Origin of the sequence: Chitinophaga pinensis DSM 2588, from assembly GCF_000024005.1 — a bacterium.
Lineage (GTDB): Bacteria > Bacteroidota > Bacteroidia > Chitinophagales > Chitinophagaceae > Chitinophaga > Chitinophaga pinensis.
Map to the genome: position 1 here is coordinate 790,256 of NC_013132.1, position 16,610 is coordinate 806,865.

Consider the following 16,610-nt stretch of genomic DNA (forward strand, 5'->3'; position numbering starts at 1 on the left):
TTAAAAAGGAGTCCCGTTAGCCAACGGGAAAAATGGGGAGGCCCGAGATTACAATATGCCTGAAGTAACAAACAACACGCCACGATTGCTGGCTGCAGCCAAGGAGTTCAATATTGGTAAGGAAACGTTAATCGACTTCCTTGCTAATAAGGGCTATGATATGGGCGGCTTTGGCTCGCCCAACGCGCGCCTGACGTCTCAGATGTATGCAGCTTTGCAGTCTGAATTCCAGCAGGACAAGGCTAATAAACGCAAAAGCGATCAGATAGCCCTGCCTAAAGGAAGCGTGTTAGATGCAATGAAGAAGAAAGAGAAAGAAGAAGCAGAGGCAGCAGCCAAAAAGAAAGAAGCAGCTCCTAAAGAGGAACCCACTCCCGCGGTTGCAGTTGAAGCACCCAAACCCGAACCAAAACCTGAACCGAAGCCGGAACCTAAGGCCGAGCCGAAGCCCGAACCCAAACCGGAGCCTAAGCCTGAACCTAAGCCCGAGCCGGTACCGGTCGCGGAAGTCAAACCCCCTGTTGCAAAAACAGAAGAAGCTCCGAAAGAGCCTGTCGCAGCGCCTCAGCAACCTGTTGCCGAGAAAACGCCGCCAGCACAGCCGCAGAAACCGGAGCCTCAGGAAGTTATAAAAACAGACACTCCGAGGATCAATGGTCCGAAAGTCGTGGCTACTATTGACCTGGATGCGCTGAACAGACCAAAGAAACCACCTGTTCCTCCGGTTACCAAACCAGAACAGGAAGAGAAACCGGCTGCCGTAAGACAACCGGAACCTCCAGCCAGTGAGAAAGCGCCGGTAAAAGAACCAGCGCCGCAACCACCGGTACAACCGCAACAACCCGTTGCACAACAGCAAGCTCCGGTAGAGCCAGCAAAACCTGCTGCACAACCGGAAGTGAAACCAGTGCAACCCGTTCAGCCAGTACAAAAAGTAGAATCACCAGTACAACAAGAAAAAACAACTGCACCCGCTGCTGAAAAACCTGCTGTCCCCGCTGTAGAACAGAAACAAGCGCCGGCAGCCGAAAAACCGGCAGCTGCTCAGGAAAAAACAAAAGAACCGGCGGAAGTGAAACAACCAATCACACAAAAACCGGCCGCACAGCATATGGACGTAGTTGCAGCAGCAGATATTGCATCAGCACCAGCATCAGAGCAGGACGATAACGGAAGCACTGCCGTTATCGAAAACATTCAGGCAGAAAAACTCACCGGTCCGAAAGTGATCGGTAAAATCGAACTGCCTGTTCACTCAGAAAGACGTGATAATAAGGGTAACAACAATTTCAACCGCGGCGGCAATAATAATAACAACAATGCCGACAACAACCGTAAGCGGAAACGCATCATAGTTGAAAAGAAACCTGAACCTGTTCAACCAGGCGATCTTTCTAAAGGTGGTAATACAGAAAACCGTAACTCCGGTAACCGCGATTTCAACAGAGATAACAGAAATACCGGTAACCGCGATAATCGTGATAATAATAATAACAGGCCAGGTGGTGGTCAGAACAGACCGCACGCAGCGCCAAACCGCGACGGACGTCCAGGTGGACCAGGTCAGCACGGTGGCGGTGGTAACAGACCAGGTGGCGGCCAGCATGGCGGCAACCGTCCGGGTGGACCAGGCCAACACGGAGGTAACAGACCAGGTGGCGGTCAGCATGGCAACAGACCAGGCGGTAACTTCGGTAATCGTCCAGGTGGTCAGCATGGCGGCTACGGTAACCGTGACAACAACGCTAACAGACGTCCGGAAGATAAGGAAATCGACAAAAACGAAATCCAGAACAAGATCAAGGAAACCATGGCCAAAATGGGTGGTGGTAACCGTGGTAAAAACGTCAAAGCAAAACAACGCCGTGAGAAACGCCACGAGCTCGCTGAGCAACTGGCCAACAAAGGCGCTGAAAATAACAAACTCCAGGTCACTGAGTTCGTTTCCGTTAGTGAACTCGCTAACCTGATGGACGTAAGCTTCGCCGAAGTAATCTCAAAATGTATGGGACTCGGTATCATGGTGTCTATCAACCAGCGTCTCGACGCAGAGGTGATAGAACTGGTGGCCGGCGAGTTCGGTTACGAAGTGGAATTCATCGGTGTGGATGACGCAGATGAAATGGAGGAAGAAGAAGTAACAGATAACGAGGAAGATCTTGTACCAAGAGCACCTATCGTGACTATCATGGGTCACGTGGACCACGGTAAAACCTCCTTGCTTGACTATATCCGTAACGCCAATGTGGTATCCGGTGAAGCCGGTGGTATCACCCAGCACATCGGTGCTTACCAGGTAGTAACATCTTCCGGTAAGAAACTGACCTTCCTGGATACACCGGGTCACGAAGCGTTTACCGCGATGCGTGCCCGTGGTGCCAAAGTAGCGGATATCGCCATCATCGTTATCGCTGCGGATGACGCCATCATGCCACAAACTCGTGAAGCGATCTCCCACTCACAGGCCGCAGGTCTGCCAATGGTATTCGCTATCAACAAGGTGGATAAAGACGGTGCTAATCCTGAAAAGATCAAAGAACAGCTGGCCGGTATGAACCTGCTGGTAGAAGACTGGGGTGGTAAATACCAGAGCCAGGAAATTTCTGCCAAGAGCGGTCTGAACATAGACGTCCTGCTGGAAAAAATACTCCTGGAAGCAGAATTACTCGAACTGAAAGCCAATCCAAACAGAGAAGCTTCCGGCAGCGTAATCGAAGCATCCCTCGATAAAGGCCGCGGTTATGTGGCGACCCTGCTGGTACAAAGCGGTACCCTCCGCCAGGGTGATACAATCGCCTCCGGTTCTAACTTCGGTAAGATCAAGGCGATGTTCAACGAACGCGGACAGCGTGTTGAATCCGTAGGACCATCTTCACCTGTACAGGTGCTCGGTCTGAACGGCGCTCCTCAGGCGGGTGAGAAATTCCGTATGTACGAAAACGAATCCGAAGCGAAAGAAGTGGCTAACCGCCGTGCTCAGATCATCCGTGAACAAGGTATCCGTACCAAGAAACACATCACGCTGGATGAAATCGGACGCCGTCTTGCGCTGGGTAACTTTAAACAGCTCAACCTCATCATCAAGGGTGACTTTGACGGTTCCGTAGAAGCATTGAGCGACTCCCTGCAGAAACTCTCTACCGAAGAAATCGTTGTGAGCGTGGTGCACAAAGCAGTAGGTCAGATCACCGAATCAGACGTATTGCTGGCAACAGCTTCCGATGCGATCATCGTAGGTTTCCAGGTACGTCCTTCTTCCCAGGCTTCCAAACTGGCAGAGAAAGAGAATATCGAGATCCGTACTTACTCTATCATCTACGACGCTATCGACGAACTCAAGAGCGCGATGGAAGGGATGCTGGAACCAAAAATCGAGAAGAAAGTGGTGGCCAACGTGGAAATCCGCGAAACTTACCGCTTCGACAAGGTTACCGTTGCAGGTTGCTTCGTACTCGATGGAAAGATCACCAGAAACACCCGTGTCAACCTGGTACGCGATGGTATCGTAATCTATACTGGCGAACTGCAATCCCTGAAACGTTACAAAGACGACGTGAAGGAAGTAGCCAGCAACATGGAGTGTGGTCTGAGTATCAAGAACTACAGCGCCCTGCAAGTTGGCGATATCGTAGAAGGCTTCGAAGAAGTAGAAGTAAAGAGAACTTTATAATATCAGTATAAACTTTTGTTAAAAAGATAAGCCGCTACCATGCGGCTTATTTTTTATTGGCTATTTTTGAAACTCACTGCACTTGTTAACATGAATAGAATTTTTGCACTTTCTGCGGGTACACTACTACTCTGTCAGGTAGCCGTTGCCCAACAGAAAATGGTAGCCGATAAAATTGCGGCTATAGTGGGGGATAAGATCATTCTCAGATCCGACGTGGAAGGAGAAATGGTGAACCTGTCGCGTAATAATGCGGATGGTTCTCTGCCTCCCAATGCACCATGTATGATCATGGAACAGATCATTTCTCAGAAAGTAATGGTGATGCAGGCAGAACGAGACAGTTTGCCGGTAAGTGAATCTGATGTAGATGGACAGATCGAGAATCGTATCCGCTACTTCCAGGACGTTTACGGCAGCCCTGAGAAAATGAAAGAAGTAACCGGCTATTCTATTTATCAGCTGAAAGAACGCTTCCGTCAACCTATCAAAGAAGGTTTGCTGGCTAAAGCAATGCAGGATAAAATCACCAGTTCTGTAAAAGTGACGCCTTCCGAAGTAAAAAAATACTTCGACGCCATCCCGAAAGACAGTCTCCAGTACTACGAATCAGAACTGGAAATCGGTCAGATCGTGATCCAGCCGAAAGCGACCAAAGAAATGGACCAGTACGCCATCGACCGCCTGCTGGAATTCAAAAAACAGGTGCAGGAAAAAACCAGTGACTTCGGTCGTCTCGCGATCCTCTATTCAGAAGATCCGGGCGCAAAAGAAAATAAAGGGGTATATATCCTCAACCGTAACGACAAACAGTGGGATGCTGACTTCCTGGCGGCGTCTTTCCGCCTGAAAGAGAATGAAATATCTTCTCCTATCAAAAGTCAGTTTGGTTATCACCTTATTCAATGTATCAAACGACAGGGCGATAACATTACCGTTCAGCATATCCTGCTCAAGCCAAACGTTACCCGTAGCGACCTGGCTGACGCAACAAAACTGCTGGACAGCGTTCGTACTGTTATCCTCAACGGAAAAATGACTTTCTCTGAAGCAGTAGTAAAATACAGTACCCTGCCGGCCGCTAAATTCGACGGTGGTATGCTCCAGAACAGAATGAATGGTACTACCTACATCACTATCGATCAGCTGGACGAACCTTCTGAAAGAGACATCGTACTGCTGCTCGACACCCTGAAACCAGGTGGTATCTCTAAACCAATGCCTTTCGTAGACGATCAGCCAAACGGCCGTAATGGTGTACGCCTTGTTTATCTGAAAACCCGTACCCAGCCACACCGTGAGAATATGAACGACGACTACGCCCGTATCCAGCAACGTACGCTTCAGCTGAAACAGCAGGATGCCCGCGACAAATGGCTGCGTGAAAAGATCCCGACATATTATATCCATGTTGATGATGAGTTCAGAAACTGTACACACATCAGTCAGTGGATAGGAGGTATAGCAAAACAATAACACATATAATTGAATAGGAATCCCCGGTATAACACAATACCGGGGATTCTTATTTTCAGCAGTAGCTGCATTTATCATTGAGCGTTGGGCGTTCCGCTTTTTACCCGTAACTTTGCGCCTTCAATTCTAATAGGGATGAGTGATGCCATAAAACATGAATGCGGGTTAGCATTTATTAGACTCAGGAAGCCGTTTTCTTATTATCAACAACAATACGGATCGGTTTTCTACGGGCTAAACAAGTTGTACCTCCTGATGGAGAAACAACATAACCGCGGACAGGACGGAGCAGGTATAGCCACAGTGAAGTTAAACACAGAACCTGGAGTACCATTCATGCATCGCCTGCGAAGCAGTGCCCCGCAAGCAATAGGAGATATTTTTGCCAAGGTCAGAGACGAAGTAGACGAAATCGAGAAGTACCAGCCGGAAATCACCAAATACCCCGGCCTTATGAAAGGCCACATACGTTTCCTGGGAGAACTCTTAATGGGCCACCTCCGCTACGCCACCCAGGGTAAAAACAACGTAGAACTCTGCCACCCCTTCGTACGTCATAATACCATTCCATCACGCAACCTCGCACTTGCAGGTAACTTTAACCTGGTGAACGTAGATGAACTGTTTAAGTTCGCTAACGTCACTCCGGGCGAAACACACCGTAACAGTGACCTGGCCGCAATGCTGGAGGTAATTCATCACTTCCTGAGCCAGGAAGATGAAGAAAAACGTAACGGACTGGATGTGAAAAGCATTCTTCAGAAAGCATTTTCAATGTTTGACGGAGGCTACCATGTCTGCGGGTTAATCGGTAGTGGTGATGCATTCGTAATGCGCGATGCACACGGTATCCGTCCTTCTTACTACTACGTAAATGAAGACGTGATCGTTGCCGCTTCTGAGCGTGCTGCTATCCGTACCGCTTTCAACGTAGGCGAAAATGAAGTGATGGAACTGATGCCAGGTAACGCCCTGATCGTAAAAGAAAACGGCGAATACAGCATTGAACAGATCCTGCAACCGAAAGAGCGCAAGGCATGTAGCTTCGAACGTATCTATTTCTCCCGTGGTAACGACGAAAAGATCTATAAAGAACGTACGGCTTTAGGTTACAACCTCTCTGAAACAGTGCTGAAAAGCATTGACAATGACCTGCGTAATACCATCTTCTCTTTTATTCCAAACACAGCAGAAATCGCCTTCTATGGTATGCTGAAAGGACTGGAAGATTATCTCAACAAGATTAAGGTAGAACGTATCACGTCATGGGGTAAAGACTTCGATGAAGAGAAACTGACGGAAATGATTAACCGCAGGATCCGTATCGACAAGATCGCTATCAAAGACGTTAAAATGCGCACCTTCATTACTGCTGATACCGGCCGTAATGAAATGGTACAGCACGTATACGATATTACTTATGGTACCGTACGCCCTGGTATCGATACCCTGGTGGTAATCGACGACTCTATCGTGCGCGGTACTACACTGCGTGAAAGCATTATCAGAATGTTGGACCGTCTCGGCCCTAAACGAATTATCGTTGTTTCTTCCGCACCACAGATCCGTTACCCGGATTGTTATGGTATCGACATGAGTAAAATCGGTGATTTCGTTGCCTTTAAGGCGGCGATCGAACTCCTGAAGGACCATGGCAAGGAACACATCCTGCAGGAAGCTTATGGCCTCTGTATGGAGTTGCAGCGTACAAATACCCTGCACGCACAGAACGTGGTAAGAAACATCTACAAACCATTCACTACAGAAGAGATCTCTGCGAAAATCGCTGAAATTATCACACCAAGTGGCATTGGAGCTACAGTAGATGTGATCTACCAGTCAATTGACGGTCTGCACCAGGCTTGTCCTAACAACCTGGGTGACTGGTACTTTACCGGAAACTTCCCGACACCAGGCGGCAACCGCGTAGTGAACAAAGCCTTTATGAACTACATGGAAGGCAAAAACGAAAGAGGATACTAATCACACACAAATAAAAAGGCCTGTTTTAAAACAGGCCTTTTTTATATATCTCCATTATTAAATTTCCTTTAAATCCACCCCAACAGGGCCTGCTGAGGCTCCTATACCACACATACTTTCAGTAAAATCCGTAAATTAGGTAACAGTAATTGCTAATACTAACTCAAACCTCGCACAGCAGATCCTCTGCTGCATAATAACATCGTTGTTATGAAAACATTATTACTAATCCGTCATGCCAAATCGAGCTGGAATGACCCCGACGTAGACGACTTTGACAGGCCATTGAACAAACGTGGTAAACAGAATGCCCCTGAAATGGCGACCAGACTTGCGACCAGAGGTATCATGCCCGAACTCCTGATTGCGAGTCCGGCAAAACGTACCAAAACGACCGCAAGAATGATGGCTAAAGAATGGCATTATGACAGGGACGCTATTATGTTTGAAGATGAGCTGTACCTCTGTTACGCCTCCACCTTTCTCAAGGTCATTACCAAAGTAGATGACGATATCGATACCGTAGCCATTTTTGCCCATAACCCAGGCATTACTGATTTCGCTAACTATATAACCCAGGAAATCAGGATCGATAATATCCCTACTTCAGGTATTTTTGCTGTTCAGGCCAATACAGACTCCTGGAAAGACTTTGACAGTGCGCGAAAGTCATTCCTGTTCTTTGATTACCCCAAACAGGAGGTTGTCTGAAGCTAATCCTTAGCGATCTTATTGTAGGAAACAGTAATCCCCTTGATCAGTGAAGAGCTGAAACCCTGATGTTCCATTTCATTGAGGCCGGCAATGGTGCAGCCTTTTGGAGTGGTCACCTTATCTATTTCCTCTTCCGGATGCCGATTTTCCTTGATCAGCAGTTGTGCTGCCCCTTTCACGGTCTGTGCCGCGATCAGGTTAGCCGTACGTGCATCAAAGCCGATCTCAATACCACCCTGTATGCTGGCCCTGATAAAGCGCAGTGCATAGGCGATACCGCATGCACCTAATACAGTCGCTGCGTCCATCAGTTTTTCATCGATCATGACAGCAACGCCCAGCTGATCGAACATATCCTTTACATATACCGCCTGCTCCGCAGAAACGTTCTTGTGACAGATACAGGTCATAGACTCCTGTATGGCAATCGCCGTATTCGGCATAGCACGCACCACCGGCATACCGGCGCCCGCGATCTCTTCCAGATCGGCAATGGAAATACCGGTAATAACACTGATCAAAATCTGTCTGGAAGGGTCAAAAGCACGCTGAACCTGCGCCAGCACTTCCCTTACATTATATGGCTTTAATGCAACCACGATAATTTCGGCATTGCGGATCGCAGTTTCATTATCTGAAATTGTTTGTACTCCTAACGACTGTAATTCGCTTAAAGAAGAAAGATTACGTTTTGTTACGGTCAGGTCCGCAGGCATTGAAAACCCGCTTTTTAACAATCCCTGAGCTATCGCGCTACCCAGATTACCACCACCGATGATGGCTATTTTCTTGTTGGACATGTTCACTTATTACTTTAAATCCTTCGGAAGGTAGAACAAAAATTTGTTACTTCGCATCCCTAAATACACCGTGTAATGCCGAAAGTTTTTATTTGTGTGGTGTCATGCCTTATCCTGTGCCTTTTTACTCAACGTTCCTTCGCAGCCAATCCTCCGAAAAAAGTAAAGGGAAAAGTAGTCCGCATTGTGGATGGTGATACTTTTGAATTGCTCGTCAATAAGACCACTTATAAGATACGTCTCAGCGCGATCGATGCGCCTGAAAAAGGTCAGGACTTCTATCAAAAAAGCAAGCAGGCGCTGTCCAATTTGTGCTTCAATAAAACGGTTACGGTGGAGTTACTGCGGAAAGACAAATATCAACGCTGGATTGGGGATGTATACAGCTCCGACGGGCAGTATGTGAATGGAAGAATGATCTCTGACGGATATGCATGGCATTATACGGAGTATTCTGAAAGTGCGCCGCTGGCAGCAGCACAGGCGACCGCCAAGCGTCAGAAACTGGGCCTGTGGGCACTCAATAAACCAGTAGCGCCATGGCTGTTCAGAGGAGAGAAACGGAATACAAAGCCTCGTAAAGCAGCCTAAGCTGTTTTTGCTTAACTTGCCGTTTGCATCATCACTGCCCGCTGAATGATTGATGCCCAGCCCATTAATATGTCAGTGAATAAGACTAATGCATCCCCGCATCACCTTACCGGTCATGCCTGTTATATGCGTCTGCTGGAAATTTCCGACAGACCATCTCCCGTAGAGATCATACGGCACCTGAGACAACTGCTCGATCAGTTGTTCCGGCACCTTACCCGGGAAGAACCCCGTAGCTTCGGCAATCTCTTTGCCCGGATGCAGTTCTACTTCGATAAATACACCGTTCCCCCACACCTGGAGGAACAATTAACCATACTTCGCATACTTACTTATAAAGCCATTAACCATCATCTGCGAACAGACGATGAACTGGCCCTGATCTGCATCCGCACAATGGCAGACACCATCTGTCATTTTTTTGAGGAACCCATTCCTGAAATACTGGAGGGCTTGTGCTGTAACGTGAAAGAAAAAACATTATCCTATGCGCCACAGCTTTCGGAAGAACTGGTACCGCAATTGAAATGTCTGGTCACACAGGTGGGTAATCTCCAGAAAAAACCAGGACATGCCCCTTATTTTATGCTGGGCTGTCATAACGACGAACTGGGACCATTTCAGCTGATGATCTCAGAAAGCGTGTATACACATGCCACTTCGCTGCATACGCAGTTAAGAGCCTACGATACCATACACGTACTCTATTGCAGCAAAAGCGAGGCGCCACAGGTATATGAAGCAGTAAGTGTTACCCGCATCATCCTGGAGCCAGATCTGCTGATCGACATCAGCGACCTGGCGGAATGTTTCGGAAGACACGGCTCGCATAAACTGCTTTACCTGGTGAGAAAACTGGTGCCGCAGACGCCAGGCATTGCCGCTTTTAAGGGGAACGTAGTCAACTCCCTGCTGGACAATGTATTGCGCGATCCGAAAATGGAGCTGCGACAGTCCTTTGTAGAAGCAGTAACCGATCACGTATTACAGGCGGCCGCTTACGGCAGAGAAGCGCTCAACAGCATGTTTGCCGACATACGCAGTCTGCACTGGCCCAACCTGCTGCAATCAGCCGCAGAAATGCATAACCGACCCGTCAGAATAGAGCCGACCTTCTTCTCCGCCAACTACGGACTACAAGGACGACTGGATATCCTGGCAGAAGACGAAAGTGATCCCCTGCGCAAAGAAATCTTCGAATTAAAAAGCGGACGCAGTCCGGAATATGGCGCCTGGAAGAATCACGAAATGCAGGTAGTCGGCTATAATCTCCTCCTGCAATCCGCTTTTGGCGATGAAAGACGCGGCAGTTCTGCGATCCTTTACTCCGCAGCAGCAGATACGCCACTCCGGAATGTCAGCAGCAGCCGGCAGGCAGAAAACGAACTGCTGGCACTCAGAAATGAAATAGTATCCCAGTTGCTGAGACTAGCAGCCGGTGAATACGATATACTGGATAAAATCACAGAGGAAGCAGCTGAAGGATTACCGGCTTTTAACGTGGTGCACTTCACCGCCTTCCACGAGGTATACCATAATGCCAGCCCTTTACTACGGACTTACTATCAACAGTTTCTGTCCTTTTTGTTAAGAGAATACCTCTTGGCGAAATGCGGCATGTACTCCGCCGCCGAAAGGGAAGAAGACGCCGAAGGTTTTGCCGCCTTATGGCTGCTGCACGAGCAGGAAAAACTGGAGCGTTTTAATATCATGCCCGGTCTGCAATTCCGGCATTTCGATACCGACAGCAGTACGGTGGTCTTTAATGTCCAGATTCCGGTCAACCATAACTTCCGTCCGGGAGATACTGCTATTATCTATCCCCGTTCAGCTGACGGACTCTTTCCCCTCCGTCACCAGGTACTTAAAGGCAGGATCGATGACCTTGCAAAAGATACACTTACATTCTCGCTCAATAACCGGCAGATTGGTCATGACTTCTTTGCACAGCAACAGTTATGGGCGATCGAACACGATATCTATGAATCGAATTACTGGATAGCGGCAACCGCTTTGTTTCATGTACTGGAGCCCCGGTTACAGGAGAAAATGGAGCTACTGCTGGGACGCAGAGCGCCGCAGACGGCTCCTATAAGTATTCCCGTACCAAAGATGTTCAATAACAACCAGCAGGACATTCTCCAGGCTGCGCTGGACGCCGAGGACTATTACCTGATACAGGGACCACCCGGCACCGGTAAGACCTCTGCCTTGCTGACCGCATTGGTGGGCGTATTGGCAGAGACAGAAACACAGACGATCGTGGTTGCTTTTACCAACAGGGCTGTGGAAGAGATCTGCCGGAAACTGGATACCAAAGGCATTGCTCACCTGCGTATGGGTAGCCGCCGTTCTGCTACCGAAAATCGCCTGCGGCAGTATTGTCTGGAAGGAGACATCGCGGGCGCTGCGCAGTTCATTCTTCAGCAACGCGTATTCGTAGGTACTGTAGCCACCATGGCGACCCGCCTGCACCTGTTACAGATGCTGGGGGTAAAAACAGACGTCCTGATTGCAGACGAAGCCTCTCAGCTTACAGAGCCACAATTACTGGGTTTACTGATGCCGTTCAGGAAATTTATCCTGATAGGTGATCAGAACCAGCTGCCTCCGGTAGTAGCCCAGGACGATTTTTTCTGCCATACCACACAGGCTTTACTAAATGCAGAAGGGATCTCCGATCTGCGTTGTACCTTGTTTGAACGGCTGATCAGGCGTTGTAAGGACAACCACTGGCACTATGCCTGGGGTATGCTGAATACACACTTCCGTATGCATACGGATATCGCCTCACTGATCAATCACTATTATGCCGGTCAGCTCTCTGCAGGTAGCGTGCAACAGTCAGTCCCTTACAATATGACAGAACATCCGGGTAGTGAAAATTGGGCACAGATACTGTCGAAAGGGCGTACGCTGTTCATCCCCAGTCCGCTGGAACCTACTTCTAAAATGAACAGGACAGAGGCCAACAGGGTCGTATCGCTGCTACACTATCTGCGTAACCGGTACGGGCATCGTTTCAGCAAGGAAACCGTTGGTGTGGTAACGCCCTGGCGTACACAGATCAGTCTTATCCGGGAAATGATCGGTAATGACGAGCAGTTACAGGCCATCAATATTGACACGGCAGAAAGATTTCAGGGAGCGGAAAACGATATCATTATTATCTCACTGGCGGTATACCATCCGGTACAACTGGGTTTGTTGCAAAACCTGGGTGTATTTCACTGGGAGCAGGACAGGGTAGAGGTAGACAGGAAACTGCTGGTCACCTTGTCACGTGCAAGGCACCAGGTGATCATTATGGGATATGAACCGGTACTGAGAGCCAGCAGTCATTATAAAGAACTGCTGAATAGCGTCACTAGTTGCGTATAAAGAAAAAGCCACCTGTCCAAAAACAGATGGCTGTATGTCAGACAACATCATATGACCATTCTTGGTAAGCCAGGCTTTAATCCAATGTTACATGGCTCCAGTTTTCTCCGCTTTTTATGCGGTAGAGCTGCATTTCGCTGATGTCAAATTGTTCAGCGATCTGTTTCATTGTTTTTCTGCCGGGTTTAGCCAACAGACGTTTGATGCTTTTTACTTTGGTAATGTTCAGCTTCAGCCCTTTTACCCTGTTACGCTGTTTTTCCTTGTAGGCCAGCTTGGCAGGACTGAACTGCTGATGGGCTTCCATTTCTTCTTTGGTGGCCCATTGCAGATTAGTGGCTTTGTTGTTCTTCTTGTCGTAATCCATGTGAATTACGAACTTGTAATTACGTCCCGGCTTCTTATTAAATAACTTTGCTACTTCCCGGTGCAGGTAAAGGGACTGATAACTGTCCGCCGGCTTTACGTTTAATACCGTATAGCCTTCTACCGTGGACCCTGACAACAACTTCCCGTCTTCAATGTCTTCATAATAGCTGATCACTCTTCCCATGTTAGAGACTGCATACTTTTTACGCAGGGCAGATTTATTTTTAATCTGCAAGTCTTTCCAGACTTCATTTTTCAGATTTTTAATCGTGGCCATGTGAAAGAAATTTAATAGTTGAACCTGGGGTTTATCCGTAAACGTTACAATCTGCTACTTCATTCTTTGCTGGCAGTAGGCTCTGGTCAGTAAGGGGGGATGTCCTTTCAATAATATGATCTTTGTAATGCAATGCTATCGCGTCTAACACATCTTCTACAGCTGCCAATGTACTGCAAGTTACTAATTGTTGTCTGAATTCTTTGATATGAGGTAAACCCTTCAGGTAATTGGTATAGTGCCTTCTCATCTCCAGTATTCCCACTACGTCACCTTTCCATTGCACAGAATGCTGCAGGTGTTTTTTACAAACTTCCACCCGTTCAAGAACAGATGGCGGCGGCAAATGTTCACCCGTTTGCATAAAATGCTTTATTTCATTGAAGATCCATGGATACCCGATCGCGGCACGTCCGATCATCACACCATCAACCCCATATTTTTCGCGGGCAGCGATTGCCTGCTCCGGGGTACATATGTCCCCGTTACCGAATATAGGAATGTGGATACGCGGATTGTTCTTCACTTTTCCGATCAGTGTCCAGTCGGCATGGCCTTTATACATCTGAGTACGGGTACGGCCGTGAATAGTCAGGGCCTGAATACCTACATCCTGCAGACGTTCGGCAACTTCTTCAATGTTTTTAGTGTCGTCGTCCCAGCCAAGGCGGGTCTTTACTGTTACCGGCAGCTTGGTAGCCTTTACTACGGCGGCTGTCAGTTTCACCATTTTGGGAATATCTTTCAGGATACCGGAACCGGCCCCTTTACATACCACCTTTTTCACCGGACAACCGTAGTTGATGTCCAGCAGGTCGGGGTTAGTAGCCTCCACAATCTGGGCGGCCATGGCCATAGGTTCTTCGTCTCCTCCGAATATCTGAATGCCCACAGGGCGCTCGTAATCAAAGATGTCCAGCTTCCGCCGGCTTTTTATGGCATCACGTATAAGTCCCTCCGAAGAGATAAACTCCGTATACATCAGGTCCGCACCCTTCTCTTTACACACCGCACGAAATGGCGGGTCACTAACATCCTCCATAGGAGCAAGCAATAGCGGAAAATTGCCTAATGTTATATTTCCAATCTTTACCATTTTATCTATTGTGGGCTGACCTCCATCTCTCCGGTAAATCCGGAAAGCAATTGTCAACTCGATTTCACAATGTAAATTTACGCAAATTTAATCTATGACAGGCCGTTTGAAGCAATATCCGCCTTCTCTACAATTTGCAGCATTTGTTGCCATTTTCCTTATATGCTTCCTGCTTTATATGATTTTTCTGGTGGCTATATTTCCTCTTATAAGCGGCTCGTCCCTGATCTCGATGCAAAAAGCGTTGACATATGCGCAGGAGTCGTCTGTCCCTATATCCCCTAAAGTTCTCGGCTATCTGAAATTAACGCAATTTCTATACACTTTAGTAGTTTATTTATTCCCTCCCGTAATTTTTGCCTGGCTTAGCTTTAAACGCCCGGCAAACTGGCTAAGTATTGACCGTAGTCCTCGCTTAACAGGCATTATATTAGCACTTTTGATCATGTTCCTGGCATTGCCTTTTGTCAGTTTTACGGCCGACTGGAACCATACCTGGCCATTTTCTCCGGACCTGGAAAAGACGGAACAGGAAGCAGAAGCGCTCACCCGCGTGCTGTTGACAATGCCGGATTTTGCCAGTCTGCTGATCAATCTGCTGATCATTGCTGCCGCGCCCGCAATAGCAGAAGAATTCTTTTTTCGCGGGGTCATGCAACGCCTGTTTATCGAAATGCGCCCTAAAGTTCCCTGGCTGGCGATAGTAATCACGGCTGCCTGTTTCAGCGCCATCCATATGCAATGGATGGACTTCATACCCCGTTTACTACTGGGATTTCTCCTTGGCGCCATCTATTACCTGAGCGGCAATTTATGGCTCTCAATAGCTGGCCACTTTCTTAATAACGGTCTTCAGGTGGTGATGGTTTACCTTTATCAGATAAAAGTCCTTAAATCTGATCCCATGGACGCCGGCACTACAGAATGGTACCTGGCTGTCGGCAGTCTGGCGATGACAATTGTAGTCGCCTGGCAGCTGTACCAACGGACGCCTCCGGCAGAAAGGAACTTTCCGCAACACCGGACAGACTTTACAGACAATATTGAATCAATCGGGAAGTAATTTGTACTTTAGCCCTAACAAACAGAGTATTATGGAAAAAGACTGGGTGAAAATTTATTATACCAACCAGATATTCCGAGCGGAAATTGTCAAAGGAATGCTGGAAGAAAACGGTATTAATGTCGTTCTTATCAACAGACTGGATTCTTCTTATCTGTCAGCACTGCCGGGCATGGCTGAATTGTTCGTTCACAACTCTCAGGAAGAGGAGGCCCGTCGCCTGCTGACTGAAAATCCGGAAAACCTCTCCTGATACAGGTGCATATTTATAAACCAATCGTCTTTTCTACATGAAAACATTCTTTACCCGTACGGCCACTGCGCTGGTTTTTGTGGCGGTAATGCTGGGCGGGATCTTATATAGTCCTTTTACTTTTTTCCTGCTGTTCTTTCTGATCAACTTCTTTGCCTTACAGGAGTACTTCAAGCTGATCCGTCACATTGATCCGGATTATGCCAATATCTCTGCCTGGCATAAGACAGGCTTGCTGGTAGCCAGCTGCGCCCTTATCATGGCCTTTACCGGAGAACATTTTTCTTCTTCTGCGAATCTGTCCCTGGGTTTTCTTGGCTGGTGGATGACGGTCATCTTCCTCCTGATCATGCCGATAGGAGAGATACTGCTCAGTAAGGACTTTCAGCTCAAAAACATGGGTTATTCCGCATTAGGACTGGCGTATATCACCCTGTCTCTCGGACTGCTGATACACCTTTGCCTGAATTATAAAACAATCCAGTTCACCGAAACAGCAACAGGTACCGGCCCCGGCTGGCTGATTCCTTTACTGCTGATCGCCTTTATCTGGATTAATGATACCATGGCCTATATCGTCGGTTCACTGATCGGTCGTACACCATTTGCACCTGCTATTTCTCCGAAGAAAACCATCGAAGGAACAGTGGGAGGGATGATCCTGGCAATCGCCGCGGCGGGTGTATATGGACATTTCTGGGGTGAACAGTACCTCGCATTACAACATTGGCTGGTGCTGGCAGGCATTGCCGCTGTCTTCGGAACAGCCGGCGACCTCATCGAATCCAAACTGAAACGTATGGCGGGTGTGAAGGATTCCGGCAGCATTATGCCGGGTCACGGCGGCTTCATGGATCGCTTTGATTCTTTGCTGCTGGCGGCTCCATTCGCCTGGTTATATGTACATTTCTTCGCAATGATTTAACTTCGCACAAAA

The 16,610-nt window shown here is 47.9% G+C and carries 12 protein-coding genes; 9 read left to right on the forward strand and 3 right to left on the reverse strand.

The window, feature by feature from the left end:
* Nucleotides 1–55: 55 nt before the first annotated feature.
* From infB to CPIN_RS03235, 4 genes are all read left to right on the forward strand, one after another.
* Nucleotides 56–3,670, forward strand: a complete 3,615-nt coding sequence (gene infB, locus CPIN_RS03220) for a translation initiation factor IF-2 (protein ID WP_012788327.1) — start codon at nt 56–58, stop codon at nt 3,668–3,670.
* Between the two features lie 90 nt (nt 3,671–3,760).
* A complete protein-coding gene (locus CPIN_RS03225) occupies nt 3,761–5,146 on the forward strand; it encodes a peptidylprolyl isomerase (RefSeq protein ID WP_044217756.1) in 1,386 nt (461 codons plus the stop codon).
* Between the two features lie 255 nt (nt 5,147–5,401).
* Complete coding sequence (locus CPIN_RS03230; RefSeq protein WP_245552079.1) at nt 5,402–7,129, forward strand: amidophosphoribosyltransferase; 1,728 nt, start codon at nt 5,402–5,404, stop codon at nt 7,127–7,129.
* A 210-nt stretch (nt 7,130–7,339) separates the two neighbouring features.
* The gene (locus CPIN_RS03235) at nt 7,340–7,840 is read left to right on the forward strand and encodes a SixA phosphatase family protein (RefSeq protein ID WP_012788330.1); all 501 of its coding nucleotides are present in this window, start codon (nt 7,340–7,342) and stop codon (nt 7,838–7,840) included.
* A 2-nt stretch (nt 7,841–7,842) separates the two neighbouring features.
* Here the strand turns inward: CPIN_RS03235 and proC are convergent, their stop codons facing one another.
* Entirely contained in the window at nt 7,843–8,643 is an 801-nt protein-coding gene (gene proC, locus CPIN_RS03240; RefSeq protein WP_012788331.1) for a pyrroline-5-carboxylate reductase, read from the reverse strand.
* Nucleotides 8,644–8,718: 75 nt separating this feature from the next.
* Here proC and CPIN_RS03245 point away from each other — a divergent pair, with 75 nt between their 5' ends.
* Together CPIN_RS03245 and CPIN_RS03250 are read left to right on the forward strand one after the other, a co-directional pair.
* Nucleotides 8,719–9,234: a thermonuclease family protein gene (locus CPIN_RS03245; RefSeq protein WP_012788332.1), complete on the forward strand. Its 516-nt coding sequence runs from the start codon at nt 8,719–8,721 to the stop codon at nt 9,232–9,234.
* Nucleotides 9,235–9,303: 69 nt separating this feature from the next.
* Nucleotides 9,304–12,615: a DEAD/DEAH box helicase gene (locus tag CPIN_RS03250; RefSeq protein ID WP_187294734.1), complete on the forward strand. Its 3,312-nt coding sequence runs from the start codon at nt 9,304–9,306 to the stop codon at nt 12,613–12,615.
* 76 nt (nt 12,616–12,691) lie between these two features.
* Here CPIN_RS03250 and CPIN_RS03255 read toward each other — a convergent pair whose 3' ends face one another.
* Together CPIN_RS03255 and dusB are read right to left on the reverse strand one after the other, a co-directional pair.
* Entirely contained in the window at nt 12,692–13,261 is a 570-nt protein-coding gene (locus CPIN_RS03255; protein ID WP_012788334.1) for an NUMOD4 domain-containing protein, read from the reverse strand.
* Nucleotides 13,262–13,292: 31 nt separating this feature from the next.
* A complete protein-coding gene (gene dusB, locus CPIN_RS03260) occupies nt 13,293–14,357 on the reverse strand; it encodes a tRNA dihydrouridine synthase DusB (protein ID WP_012788335.1) in 1,065 nt (354 codons plus the stop codon).
* Nucleotides 14,358–14,802: 445 nt separating this feature from the next.
* On the opposite strand from dusB, the gene CPIN_RS38880 reads away from it, so the two are divergent.
* The 3 genes from CPIN_RS38880 to CPIN_RS03275 are packed head-to-tail and all read left to right on the forward strand — an operon-like array spanning nt 14,803 to nt 16,598.
* A complete protein-coding gene (locus CPIN_RS38880) occupies nt 14,803–15,420 on the forward strand; it encodes a CPBP family intramembrane glutamic endopeptidase (RefSeq protein ID WP_052306727.1) in 618 nt (205 codons plus the stop codon).
* A gap of 31 nt (nt 15,421–15,451) precedes the next feature.
* Nucleotides 15,452–15,673: a putative signal transducing protein gene (locus CPIN_RS03270; protein WP_012788337.1), complete on the forward strand. Its 222-nt coding sequence runs from the start codon at nt 15,452–15,454 to the stop codon at nt 15,671–15,673.
* 37 nt (nt 15,674–15,710) lie between these two features.
* Complete coding sequence (locus tag CPIN_RS03275) at nt 15,711–16,598, forward strand: phosphatidate cytidylyltransferase (RefSeq protein ID WP_012788338.1); 888 nt, start codon at nt 15,711–15,713, stop codon at nt 16,596–16,598.
* Nucleotides 16,599–16,610 lie beyond the last annotated feature (12 nt).

Bases quoted from the DNA above. Each gene is read 5' to 3' on its own strand.
- infB (WP_012788327.1), top strand. From the start codon at position 56: ATGCCTGAAGTAACAAACAACACGCCACGATTGCTGGCTGCAGCCAAG.
- CPIN_RS03225 (WP_044217756.1), top strand. From the start codon at position 3,761: ATGAATAGAATTTTTGCACTTTCTGCGGGTACACTACTACTCTGTCAG.
- CPIN_RS03230 (WP_245552079.1), top strand. From the start codon at position 5,402: ATGGAGAAACAACATAACCGCGGACAGGACGGAGCAGGTATAGCCACA.
- CPIN_RS03235 (WP_012788330.1), top strand. From the start codon at position 7,340: ATGAAAACATTATTACTAATCCGTCATGCCAAATCGAGCTGGAATGAC.
- proC (WP_012788331.1), bottom strand. From the start codon at position 8,643: ATGTCCAACAAGAAAATAGCCATCATCGGTGGTGGTAATCTGGGTAGC.
- CPIN_RS03245 (WP_012788332.1), top strand. From the start codon at position 8,719: ATGCCGAAAGTTTTTATTTGTGTGGTGTCATGCCTTATCCTGTGCCTT.
- CPIN_RS03250 (WP_187294734.1), top strand. From the start codon at position 9,304: ATGTCAGTGAATAAGACTAATGCATCCCCGCATCACCTTACCGGTCAT.
- CPIN_RS03255 (WP_012788334.1), bottom strand. From the start codon at position 13,261: ATGGCCACGATTAAAAATCTGAAAAATGAAGTCTGGAAAGACTTGCAG.
- dusB (WP_012788335.1), bottom strand. From the start codon at position 14,357: ATGGTAAAGATTGGAAATATAACATTAGGCAATTTTCCGCTATTGCTT.
- CPIN_RS38880 (WP_052306727.1), top strand. From the start codon at position 14,803: ATGTTCCTGGCATTGCCTTTTGTCAGTTTTACGGCCGACTGGAACCAT.
- CPIN_RS03270 (WP_012788337.1), top strand. From the start codon at position 15,452: ATGGAAAAAGACTGGGTGAAAATTTATTATACCAACCAGATATTCCGA.
- CPIN_RS03275 (WP_012788338.1), top strand. From the start codon at position 15,711: ATGAAAACATTCTTTACCCGTACGGCCACTGCGCTGGTTTTTGTGGCG.